Below are 11,179 nucleotides of genomic sequence, written 5' to 3' on the forward strand. Positions count from 1 at the left end.
TGTCGAGGAGGGCGACGTCGAGGCCGGGGTACGCGCGGGCCGCCGTCAGGACCTCGTCGCCGCGCGCCGCCTGGGCGACCACCTCGATGTCGTCCTCCAGGCCGAGGAGCGCGGCGAGGGCCTCACGGACCATCGACTGGTCCTCGGCGAGGAGGACCTTGATCGTGCGGGTCATGGGGCGGATCCTACGGGGACGCGGGCGACGAGCCGGAAGCCGTGTTTCGTGCAGGTCGTCTCCAGGGTGCCGCCCGCTTTCTCCAGGCGTTCGGTGAGCCCCGTGAGCCCGTTGCCGGGCGTGCCCGGGGAGCCGCCGGAGCCGTTGTCCTCGACGGCGAGTTCGAGGAGGGGCCCGTCGAGGGTCTGGCGCCGGACGAGGTCGACGGCGCACCGGCCCGCCCCGCTGTGCCGGACGACGTTGGTGACCGCCTCGCGCAGCGCCCACGCGAGCGCGGACTCGCTGTCCTCGGACACCCCGTCGAGCGGGACGTCCGCCGGGAGCCGCACCTCGACCCCGGCGGCCGTCAACGCGACGCGCGTGCCCGCGAGTTCGGCGGCGAGCCGGGGCCTGCGGTAGCCGGTGACGGCTTCCCGGACGTCGACGAGGGCCTGCCGGCTGACCTGCTCGATGTCGGCGATCTGCTGGGCGGCCTTGTCGGGGTGCCCGGGCAGCATCCGCCCGGCCAGCTCGCTCTTGAGGGTGATCAGGGAGAGGGAGTGGCCGAGCAGGTCGTGCAGGTCTCTCGCGAGGCGCAGGCGTTCCTCGTTGGCGGCGAGGTGGGCGACGGCCGCGCGGGCCTCGCGCAGTTCCACCGTGGTCCGGATGAGCTGGCGGATGCCGGTCATCGAGAAGCCGCCGAGCAGCGCCGGGAAGAGCAGACCGGCGAGGTAGGCCTGCCCGCCGGGGACCGTGAGGGCGACCCCGGTCAGAAGCGCGGAGGCCGCCGGAATGGTCCAGCGGGCCAGCCGGAACGGGAGCGCGGCGCCGGAGGAGATCGACACGTACACGAACAGGACGAGCCACTCCCGGCCCAGCGTGAGCGCGAGGACCGCCGACTGGGTGGCCAGGACCGCCAGCGAGCCGAGGACCAGCGCGTTGGTCTCGCCCCGGCCGGTGCGGAAGATCAGGGTGAAGTACCAGGCGACGAACGCGGTCAGGCCGATCGCGCCGAGGACCCGGACACCGGGGCCGTGGCCGCCGTGCAGGAGGTCGTTGACCGGCGCACTCAGGTAGGCGAGCCAGATGCTCATCCAGAGGACCTTGACGGCCTTCTGTCTCCTGGTCTGCGGGCGCTGCCCGATGCCGACGCTGCTCACGCCTTCAGCGTGTCCTTCCGGTACAGCCACGCCGCGCCGCCCGTGAAGAGGGCGAAGAACACGGCGAGGGTGACGACGTCCGTCGCGTGCGGCATCTCGCTCTGTTCGATGGAGCGGCCGAGCGCGGCGTACGCGTGTGTGGGGACCCACTGCGCGATGTCCTGGAGCCAGCCGGGGAACGTCGTCGTGGGCATCCACAGCCCGCCCAGGATGGACAGGCCGAAGTAGGTGATCATCGTGATCGGCCGGACCGCGTCGCCGGTCGCGACATAGCCGAGGGCGACGCCGAGCGCGGCGAAGACGAGGCTGCCGGCCCAGATCGCGGCGGTGAGGGCGATCCACTGCCAGGCGTCGAGCCGTACGTCCTTCACGAGCGCGGCGACGGCGAACACGACGACGATCGACGGGAGGCTCACGACGGCCGCGCTGGCGGTCTTGGCGAGGACGTAGCCCCGGCCGGGGAGCGTGGTGAGCCTCAGCTGCCGGGTCCAGCCGTTCTCGCGCTCCTTGGCGATGCGCTCGCTGTTGCCGGTGAGCGCGGCGGTGAGGGCGCCGAAGGAGGCCATGGAGACCATCATGTAGGTCGGGAGGGTGAGGCCCGTGCCGTCGATCTTGTCCTTGGAGTTGGCGCTGCCCGCGATCAGCAGGAACAGGGCGGCGGGGTAGATCACCGAGAAGAACAGGAACTTGCGGTTGCGCAGGGCGCGGGACAGTTCGAGCCGGATCAGGCTGTTCATCGGGTGCGTGCCTCCTCGGCTTCGGTGATCGCCACGAACGCCTGCTCCAGGCCGAGGCCGGTGACTTCGAGGTTCTCGGGGTAGAGGCCGGTGCCGTACAGGGCGTGGACGGTCGCGTCGGCGTCGGTGGACTGGATGCGGACCGTGCGGCCCGATACGTCGAGCGCGGTGAGGAAGGGCAGGTCGCGCAGGGTCTGCGGGATCTCGCCCGCGAGGTCGAAGGAGATGCGGCGGGCGCCCGCCTTGGCCTTGATCTCGGCGGCCGTGCCGTCGGCGAGGAGGCGGCCCCGGTGCAGGACGAGGACGCGGTCGGCGATCGCGTCGGCCTCCTCCAGGTAGTGCGTGGCGAACAGGACCGTACGGCCCTGGTCGGCCTGTTCGCGCATGGTCGCCCAGAAGCCCTGCCTGGTCGTGACGTCCATGCCCGTCGTCGGTTCGTCCAGGACGATCAGGTCGCTGTCGCCGGCTGTGGCGAAGGCGAAGCGGACGCGCTGGGCCTGGCCGCCGGAGAGCTTGTTCATCTTGCGGTCGGCGATGGCGGTGATGCCGGCGCGGGCCATCACGTCGGCCGGGCGGTAGGGCCTCGGGTGCAGGTCGCAGGCGAGGCGGACGAGTTCGGCGACCGTCACCTCGTCCATCAGGCCGCCGCTCTGGAGCATCGCGCCGACCTTGCCGGCGACGATCGCCTCACGCGGCGTGGTGCCGAACAGGCGGACGCTGCCGCTGTCCGGGGTCTTCAGGCCGAGCAGGAGGTCCAGTGTCGTGGACTTTCCCGCGCCGTTGGGCCCGAGCAGCGCCACGGTCTCCCCCGGGCGCAGGTCCAGGGTCAGGGCGTCGACGGCGCGTACCTCGCCGTACACCTTGCTGACCTGGTCGAACGCGACCACCGAAGCTGTCGTTGTCATGCGTCCATGGTCGCTTCGCGGACCTGGTCACGCACAGTGTGGAACGTACGGAATGCCGCATGACTTCTGTCATGCGGCACCCCGGTACGAATGTCCTGGCAGGTCAGCTCGGGTCGGTCTCGATGGCCACGGTGCGCTCCGCGGTGGTCTTGCCGACCAGGGCCTTGCGCAGGGCGTTCACCACGTCCTGCGGGAGGACGTCGCGCTTGCCGGTGGCCGTGGTGACCTTGACGCCGTCGAAGGTCTGGCCGTACTTCTCCTTGAGGACATCGAGGTTGTACGTGTCGACGAGCTTGCCGTTGACCGCCTTGAAACCGATGATCTCCGGCAGGGACTTGGCGCCGAACTTGATGCTCTGCGCCCCGCCCGGCGTCTGGATCACGACGATGGCGGACATCGCCGGCTCGGCGAACTCCTTCATCATCCGGTCGACCTCGGCGTTGGAGACCGTCGGCTGCTTGGTCGTCGTCGGGACGGTGACCGGGGCCGCGACGCCGGTCTCGACCTGCTTGCGGTAGGCCTCCTCGACGGCGGGCAGCGCCTTGGCGGTGTCGATGCCCTCGCCGGGCTTGCCGTAGACGGCGACGGCCTTGCCGTCCTCGAACTTGATCGTGCCGTCCGAGGAGGACGCCGAGCCGCCCGAGGCGCTCTCCAGGGCCGCCTGGAGCTTCTCCTCGTCGACCGGCATGTCGGGCTCGACGACCCGCTGCTGTCCGAAGAGCGCGCCGACCACGGAGACCGGGTTGTAGTCGCTCTTGGCGACGGAGTCGACGGTCGCCGGGATGTCGAACTGGAGGCCCGCCTGGTCGGGTTGGAGCGTGACCTGCTTGTCGCCGACCTTGAGCTGGAGCTTCGCGTTCAGCGCGCGCGTGCCGAAGGCGTCGTCGAGCTTCTTGACGGCCTGGTCGCGCGTGGAGCCGCCGATGTCGACACCGAGGACGGTGGTGCCCTTGGGGACGTCGGAGTGGTTCAGCAGCAGGCCGGCGCCGTACACGCCCGCGCCGCCGACGACGACCAGGCCGACGAGAAGGCCGAGCTTGCTGCGGCCCTTCTTCTGCTTCTTGCCCTTCGCGGGCGCCGTCTGCTTCGGCGGGGCGCTCTGGGTCGCCGGGGGGACGACCGGGATGCCGCTGGTCAGCGTCTGCCCGGAGGGTCCCTCGGGGCCGGGGCCGCCAGGGCGGAAGCCGCCTGGGCCGGGGTTCGGGGCGAGCTTCTGCGGCGTCAGGATCGCCGTGTCGTCGCTCAGTCCGCCGCCGGGGAGCCGGCCGGTGCCGGGAGCGCCGGGTCCAGGGGTGCCCGGGCCGGGAGTGCCGAGGCCGGGGGCGCCCGGGCCGGGCTTCACGCCGGGTGCGGCCAGGCCGTTCATCAGGCCGGGGCCGCCGGGTCCCGGGGCCGTGCCGGGGGCGCCGGGTCCCGCCTGGGGGACGGCCGCGCCGCCGGTCACGGGACCCACGGTGGGGCCCGTGGGCGCGTTCGGGTCCGGGTAACCGCCGTTCGGGGCGGAGAAGTTGTGCTGGTCGGAGAAGTCGTGCTGGGCCGTCGTGCTGCTCTCGGGCTCCGCGAAGTACGGCAGGTCGTCGCGGGTCGGCTCCGGCGCGCTCGCGCGCGGGGTGGTCGCCGCGAGGACCTCGGTCACGTCGAAGGAGCCGGTGCCGCCGCCGTGGCCGGGCGCGACGGGGCCGCCGGTCGCACCGCCGGGCAGGCCGGAGCCGTTGGTTCCGCCGGGGCGCTTGCCGGGGGCGGACATCGAGCCGACCACGCCGCCGGGGCGGGCGCCGCCTATGGCACCCCCGGCGGGTCGTGCGCCCGCCGTACCGGGAGCCGTACCCGGCGCGGACGGCTGTCCGCCGTTGGTACCGGACGAAGCGCCGGGCATGCCCGCGCCGTTGGTCTTCGGGCCTGACGGTCTGCGCGGCGCGAACCAGTCGTTCTTCTCGGCGGCGGGCTCGGGCGCGGGCGCCTCGGTGGCCTGCGCGGGCACGGACGGCTGCGGCTCGGCGGCCGGCTCGTCGCCCTCTCCCTCGCCGACGGGCTTGCGCACGACGACCGGCGGAATGGGCCGGGACCCGGGGATGTTGATGCGGATCCGGGTCGTCACCGTCGTCTCGGTCTTGCGTTCCTCCGGCTGGGCGGCCGAACGGCCCGCGTCCGCACCGCCGTCGGACACCATCGGCGTCCCGTACGGCGGGGTACCCGACGGGTACGCGGCTCCCCCGCGCCCGTTGGTGGGCCCGGAGGACGGAGTGTCAGTTTCACGACTCAAGGCAGGCTTCTCCAGGTTGGCTCCGCCGCCCGCCACGACCTCACGGGCAGCTCGGCGGCGCGCACCACCATACTGGCCACTTCTGCCACCGATCCCACGAGCGCCGGGGAAACCCACACGGGATACGCACGCTCACGCCACGGCGAAGTGGTACGTCACTTCCCAAGTCGGGCGTCGGCGCCGATCGGTTGCCTCCCCGCGCCAAGGGTGGCGCAGATCACAGCCGTTGCCATGCCGCCGAGCAGGAACAGGTACGAGCCGCCGCCCGCCGCGAACAGGAAGTCGCCCTCGGGCCGGCCGGCCGTCAACAGCACGACCGCGATCATCCACCCGGCGGCCGAAGCGACGGCCCCCGCGCGCGTGCCGGTCGCCCGCGCGCCGCCGAGGAAGAGTCCCGCGGCCCCGGCGAGCGCGAGCAGCAGCCCGCCGGGGAACCAGCCCGCCTGCACGAGGGAACCGGCTGCGCCGGTCGCCGCGCCGAGCAGGAGGAGGCCGACGTAGGCCGCGGCGCGGGCCGCCGAGGGGGGCTTGAGGGGCTGGGCGAGGTCGATCGACATCAGACCCCCAGCCCGGCGAAGAGGTCGGTCTCACGGGCGTCGGCACTCTCGCCGCTCTCGCCGCTCTTCCCGCTCTCTCCGCGCACGAGTTGGTAGTACTCGGTCGTGAACAGCGGCTGCGCGAGGTGGTTCGACAGGACGAAGTACCGCCCTCCGGGCTCCACTTCGAGCTGCGTCGCGTGCGCGCGCATGGCGGTCGCCTTTGCGTCCGCGTACGGTCCGCCGTCGATCGCCGTGGTGATCAGTTCGTCGGCGACGACTCCGGGGACGTCGGCGATCTCGCCCGCCTTGTCGAACGGCAGCGCCGGGAGGTCCTCTTCCAGCCGCGCGAAGGCGTCCTCGGCGACCGCGCGCGGGACGCGGTTCCAGTAGACCTTCGCGACGGGTACGCCCTCGGCGTCGGCGAGTTCGGCCGCGCGCATGGCGACGCGGTGCGCCTGGATGTGGTCGGGATGGCCGTAGCCGCCGTTCTCGTCGTACGTGACGAGGACCTGGGGCCGTACCTCGCGGATGACGTCGAGGAGCTGCCTGGCGGCCGTCTCGACGTCCGCCTGCCAGAAGCACGCGGGGTCGTCGTTGTCGGCGGTCTCCATCATCCCGGAGTCGCCGTAGCGCCCGGCGCCGCCGAGCAGGCGCACGTCGTCGACGCCGAGCGCGCGCATCGCCTCCGCCAGCTCCTGGCGGCGGTGCGTGCCGAGGGCCGCGCCGGAGAGGTGGGCCAGCTCGGGCGGGATGACCTCGCCGCGCTCACCCAGCGTGCAGGTGACCAGCGTCACGCGCGCGCCGTCGGCCGCGTACCGGGCCATCGTCGCGCCGTTGTTGATCGACTCGTCGTCCGGGTGCGCGTGCACCAGGAGGAGCCGGCGGGAGGGGAGATCCGTCATGGGGTCAGCCTACGAGGGACCGGAACGTGATCCCTCAGAGGCTCTCGAAACGGACAGGACTGATCAGCGCCGATCCGGGCAGGCGAACATCAGAACTTGAGGTCGCCGATCATGCTCGCCACGCTCGTCGTCAGATCGCTGATCGTCGGAGCGATCGTGGAAGACGCCAGGTAGAAGCCGAGCAGGATGCACACGACGGCGTGACCGCCCTTCAAGCCCGACTTCTTGACCAGCAAGAAGACGACGATCGCCAGCAGCACCACCGCCGATATCGAGAGTGCCACGGCGGCTCACCTCCAAGAACCCGGGTACCAGGGGAACAGAGCGGGAGAACGTGTAAATCCATACAACAGCCAGCAGGTTCATACCCACACAGCGGTAGTGATCATAGCTACGGATATGCGCGCATCCTTCGGCGCACGGACGCGCAAGGGGGCGCGCGGCCAACATGCCTCGTAGGGTCGGGACATGACCATCGAGAGCGGTTCTCCCGCCGGCTCCTTCCCCCGGCGACACGCCCGTACCCAGCGATTCACCCTCGGCGCGCCGCGTTCGTTCCGCGCCGCGCCGGGCGGAGAACGTGTCGCGTTCCTGCGCTCGCCCTCCGGTACGGACCGCGCGAACGCCCTGTGGGTCCTCGACCCGGCGGACGGCTCCGAGCGCCTCGCCGCCGATCCCGTCGCCCTGCTCGGGGGCGCCGACGAGGATCTGCCGCCCGAGGAGCGCGCCCGCCGCGAACGCACCCGCGAGGGCGGCGCGGGCATCGTCGGCTACGCCACCGACGCGGCCGTCGAGCTGGCCTCTTTCGCCTTGTCAGGGCGGCTTTTCACGGCCGAGCTGCGGGCCGGCACGGCACGCGAACTCCCCGTCGCCGGACCGGTGATCGACCCCCGTCCGGCACCCGACGGGAGGCATGTCGCGTACGTCGCCGGGGGCGCCCTGCGGGTCGTCGGCGCGGAGGGCGACGGTGATCGCGCGCTCGCCGAACCCGAATCGGCGTCCGTCACCTACGGATTGGCCGAATTCATCGCCGCCGAGGAGATGGACCGGCACCGGGGCTTCTGGTGGTCGCCGGAGTCGGACCGGCTGCTCGTGGCGCGCGTGGACGACACGCCGGTGAAGCGGTGGTGGATCTCGGACCCGGCCCATCCGGAACGTGAGCCACGGCACATTCCGTACGCCCAGGCGGGCACCGAGAACGCGATCGTACGCCTGTTCGCGCTGGGCCTCGACGGGTCCCGCACCGAGATCGTCTGGGACCGTGCGCGCTTCCCGTACCTGGCGCGTGTGCACTGGTCAGCGGCGGGTGCCCCGCTGCTGCTCGTCCAGGCGCGCGACCAGCGCAGCCAGCTGTACCTGGCCGTCGACACCGACTCCGGGGCGACCCGGATGGTGCACGCGGACGAAGATCGGATTTGGCTGGATCTTTTCCCTGGCGTGCCCTGCTGGAGCCCTTCCGGACAGCTCGTCCGCATCGCCGACGAGGGCGGCGCGCGCGTGCTGGCCGTCGGGGAACGTCCGCTGACGACGGCGCAGTTGCATGTGCGAGCGGTCCTGGACGTCTCCGGCGACGACGTGCTCGTGTCGGCCTCCGCCGGGGAGGAGGCGGCCGACCCCGAGACCGGCGAGGTGCACGTCTACCGCGTCAACGAGCTGGGCGTGGAACGCCTCTCGCAGGAGCCCGGCGTGCACTCGGCGGTGCGCTCCGGCGACGTCACGGTCCTCGTCTCGGCGACCCTGGAGCGCCCCGGGTCCGTCGCGCGCGTCCTGCGGGACGGCAAGCCCGTCGCGACCGTCGCCTCGTACGCCGAAGATCCCGGTCTGTCCCCGCGCGTCCGGCTCACACAGGGGGGCGCACGCCGGATTCCGTGCGCCGTGCTCATGCCCCGGGACTACGACGGTGGCACTCCCCTGCCGGTCCTCCTCGACCCGTACGGCGGTCCGCACGGCCAGCGCGTCGTCTCCGCGCACAATCCGCACCTCACCTCGCAGTGGTTCGCCGACCAGGGGTTCGCGGTCGTCGTCGCCGACGGGCGCGGGACGCCGGGGCGGTCGCCGGCCTGGGAGAAGGCCGTCCGCGACGAGCTGGCCGCCGTCGTCCTTGAGGACCAGGTCGACGCCCTCCACGCGCTCGCCGGGGAGTTCCCGCTCGACCTGGGCCGGGTCGCCATCCGGGGCTGGTCCTTCGGCGGCTACCTGGCCGCGCTCGCCGTCCTGCGCCGTCCCGACGTCTTCCACGCGGCCGTCGTCGGCGCGCCCGTCACCGACCTGCGCCTGTACGACACCCACTACCAGGAGCGCTACCTCGGCCACCCCGCCGAGCAGCCCGACGTCTACCGGCGCAACTCCCTCGTGGACGACGCCGGGCTGGTCGACGCGGCCCCCGACCACCGGCCGATGATGATCATCCACGGCCTCGCGGACGACAACGTGGTCGTCGCGCACTCCCTGCGGCTGTCATCCGCCCTCCTCGCCGACGGACGCCCGCACGAGGTACTGCCGCTGTCCGGGGTGACACACATGACACCCCAGGAGGAGGTCGCGGAGAACCTGCTGCGGCTCCAACTGGACTTCCTGCGGCGGTCGCTGGGGTTGGTCCAGGGCTGAGGCGGGTACGGCAACGGGCCGGAGCGACATGGCGCGCTCCGGCCCGTTTACGGCACCCGCACGGCCGTACGCTGTTCAGCCTCGCGCGTCCGTATATCGGAACCGGGTCGGGAAAGTTGCCTGCGTGTTAACGCGGTTACTGTGCGTTTGGGTTGGTTTCAGGGTGCATTTCCTTGATCTTCTTCCGGGGGAACGACTTGCTTCTCCTCGGCGAAGTGGCAGGCCGAGTCGTGTGCCGCCGGGCCGCTGACATCCCTGAACTCCGCCGGGACCGCCAGCAGCGGGACCTCCTGCGCGCATCTCTCCCGCGCCTTCCAGCAGCGCGTGCGGAAGCGGCAGCCCGACGGGACGTTCGTGGGGGACGGCACGTCTCCCGCGAGGATGATCCGCTCCCTGTGCTCCCGCGCCGCCGGGTCCGGGACCGGAACCGCCGACAGCAGCGCCTGCGTGTACGGGTGCGTCGGGTGGTCGTAGATCTCCGCGTCCCTGCCGATCTCCACGATCCTGCCCAGGTACATCACGCCGACCCGGTCCGAGATGTGCCGGACGATCGACAGGTCGTGCGCGATGAACACGTACGACAGGTCGAACTCGCTCTGGAGGCGCTCCAGCAGGTTGATCACCTGCGCCTGCACGGAGACGTCCAGCGCCGAGACCGGTTCGTCCGCGACGATCACCTCCGGGCGCAGCGCCAGGCCCCTCGCGATGCCGATGCGCTGACGCTGGCCGCCGGAGAACTGGTGCGGGTAGCGGTTGATGTACTCCGGGTTCAGGCCGACCACGTCCAGGAGGTCCTGGACCCGTCTGCGCCGGTCGCCCTTCGGGGCCACCTCGGGGTGGATCTCGTACGGTTCGCCGATGATGTCGCCGACGGTCATGCGGGGGTTGAGCGACGTGTACGGGTCCTGGAACACCATCTGGATGTTCCTGCGCACCGACTTGAGCGCCTTGCCGGAGAGCTGGGTGATGTCCTCGCCCTTGTACTTGATCGACCCTTCGGTGGGGCGCTCAAGATTGACCAGCATCTTGGCAACAGTTGATTTGCCGCAGCCCGATTCCCCTACGATCCCGAGGGTCTCTCCACTGCTGACGGTGAAATCAACACCATCAACCGCTTTGACTGCACCGACCTGTTTCTTGAACAGGATTCCTTGAGTCAACGGGTAATGCTTGATCAGTCCACTTACTTCGAGGATCGGCTCAACTGTTGAATCAACCATTGAGGCACTCCCTCCAGAAGTGGCAGGCACTGGTGCGGTGTTCGCCGGCGTCGTACAGGGGCGGTACATCCGTCCGGCAGATGTCCTGAGCCATCGGGCAGCGAGGGTTGAACGCGCAACCCGTAGGGATGTTCATCAAGTTCGGTGGCAATCCCTTGATCGCGTACAGTTCCTGGCCCTTCTGATCAAGACGGGGGATGGAATCAAGCAGTCCGCGTGTATAGGGATGAGCCGGTGCTTTGTAGATGTCGTGCACCGGTGCCTGCTCGACGATCCGGCCCGCGTACATGACGGCGATCCGGTCGGCGACGTCCGCGACGACCCCCAGGTCGTGGGTGATGAGGATGAGGCCCATGTTGAACTCGCGCTGCAACTCCGCGAGCAGGTCCATGACCTGGGCCTGGACGGTGACGTCGAGGGCGGTGGTGGGTTCGTCGGCGATGATCAGGGCGGGTTCGAGGGCCATCGCCATGGCGATCATGATGCGTTGGCGCATGCCGCCGGAGAACTGGTGGGGATACTGCCGCACACGTTCCTTGGCGGCCGGAATCCGCACGCGGTCCATGAGCTCGACCGCCTTGGCGCGAGCGTCTTTCCGGGACATTCCCCGGTGCACCTCGAACATCTCCCCCAGCTGATCCCCCACGGTCAGCACGGGATTGAGCGAGGACAGCGCGTCCTGGAAGATCATC

9 protein-coding genes and 2 pseudogenes are annotated in these 11,179 nt (G+C 71.1%); 1 reads left to right on the forward strand and 10 read right to left on the reverse strand.

The genetic code is table 11. The features are described 5' to 3' along the window. The 8 genes and pseudogenes from AOK24_RS11110 to AOK24_RS11145 form a co-directional block, all read right to left on the reverse strand. Positions 1–175, reverse strand: a pseudogene (locus tag AOK24_RS11110) (response regulator transcription factor); the annotation flags it as partial. Continuing rightward, entirely contained in the window at positions 172–1,314 is a 1,143-nt protein-coding gene (locus tag AOK24_RS11115; RefSeq protein ID WP_055719901.1) for a sensor histidine kinase, read from the reverse strand. The pseudogene AOK24_RS11110 and the gene AOK24_RS11115, both read right to left, overlap by 4 nt. Then, a complete protein-coding gene (locus AOK24_RS11120) occupies positions 1,311–2,051 on the reverse strand; it encodes an ABC transporter permease (protein WP_055719902.1) in 741 nt (246 codons plus the stop codon). The genes AOK24_RS11115 and AOK24_RS11120 overlap by 4 nt, the downstream gene beginning before the upstream one ends. After that, positions 2,048–2,893, reverse strand: a pseudogene (locus tag AOK24_RS11125) (ABC transporter ATP-binding protein); the annotation flags it as partial. The gene AOK24_RS11120 and the pseudogene AOK24_RS11125, both read right to left, overlap by 4 nt. Positions 2,894–3,059: 166 nt before the next feature. Next, positions 3,060–5,219, reverse strand: coding sequence for a hypothetical protein (locus tag AOK24_RS11130; RefSeq protein WP_055719904.1), 2,160 nt, complete (start codon positions 5,217–5,219; stop codon positions 3,060–3,062). Between the two features lie 155 nt (positions 5,220–5,374). Continuing rightward, positions 5,375–5,776 (reverse strand): DUF6113 family protein, encoded by a 402-nt coding sequence (locus tag AOK24_RS11135; RefSeq protein ID WP_055719905.1) that lies wholly within the window; start codon positions 5,774–5,776, stop codon positions 5,375–5,377. Further along, the gene (mshB, locus tag AOK24_RS11140) at positions 5,776–6,660 is read right to left on the reverse strand and encodes an N-acetyl-1-D-myo-inositol-2-amino-2-deoxy-alpha-D-glucopyranoside deacetylase (protein WP_055719906.1); all 885 of its coding nucleotides are present in this window, start codon (positions 6,658–6,660) and stop codon (positions 5,776–5,778) included. Before mshB ends, AOK24_RS11135 begins: the two co-directional genes overlap by 1 nt. An 89-nt stretch (positions 6,661–6,749) precedes the next feature. Further along, on the reverse strand, positions 6,750–6,944 hold the full coding sequence (locus tag AOK24_RS11145; RefSeq protein ID WP_010350549.1) for a hypothetical protein: 195 nt from the start codon (positions 6,942–6,944) through the stop codon (positions 6,750–6,752). A 184-nt stretch (positions 6,945–7,128) separates the two neighbouring features. Between AOK24_RS11145 and AOK24_RS11150 the strand changes: the two genes are divergently transcribed. Continuing rightward, the gene (locus tag AOK24_RS11150; protein WP_055719907.1) at positions 7,129–9,267 is read left to right on the forward strand and encodes a S9 family peptidase; all 2,139 of its coding nucleotides are present in this window, start codon (positions 7,129–7,131) and stop codon (positions 9,265–9,267) included. A gap of 158 nt (positions 9,268–9,425) precedes the next feature. On the opposite strand, the gene AOK24_RS11155 is transcribed toward AOK24_RS11150, so the two are convergent. Both AOK24_RS11155 and AOK24_RS11160 read right to left on the reverse strand, forming a co-directional pair. Beyond that, positions 9,426–10,487, reverse strand: a complete 1,062-nt coding sequence (locus tag AOK24_RS11155) for an ABC transporter ATP-binding protein (RefSeq protein ID WP_055719908.1) — start codon at positions 10,485–10,487, stop codon at positions 9,426–9,428. After that, on the reverse strand, positions 10,480–11,179 hold a 700-nt coding region (locus AOK24_RS11160), incomplete at its 5' end, for an ABC transporter ATP-binding protein (RefSeq protein ID WP_055719909.1). The genes AOK24_RS11155 and AOK24_RS11160, both read right to left, overlap by 8 nt.

Origin of the sequence: Streptomyces niveiscabiei (assembly GCF_001419795.1) — a bacterium.
Lineage (GTDB): Bacteria > Actinomycetota > Actinomycetes > Streptomycetales > Streptomycetaceae > Streptomyces > Streptomyces niveiscabiei.

Coding starts and splice junctions, on each gene's coding strand:
- AOK24_RS11120 (WP_055719902.1), bottom strand. CDS start 2,051: ATGAACAGCCTGATCCGGCTCGAACTGTCCCGCGCCCTGCGCAACCGC.
- AOK24_RS11135 (WP_055719905.1), bottom strand. CDS start 5,776: ATGTCGATCGACCTCGCCCAGCCCCTCAAGCCCCCCTCGGCGGCCCGC.
- mshB (WP_055719906.1), bottom strand. CDS start 6,660: ATGACGGATCTCCCCTCCCGCCGGCTCCTCCTGGTGCACGCGCACCCG.
- AOK24_RS11150 (WP_055719907.1), top strand. CDS start 7,129: ATGACCATCGAGAGCGGTTCTCCCGCCGGCTCCTTCCCCCGGCGACAC.
- AOK24_RS11155 (WP_055719908.1), bottom strand. CDS start 10,487: ATGGTTGATTCAACAGTTGAGCCGATCCTCGAAGTAAGTGGACTGATC.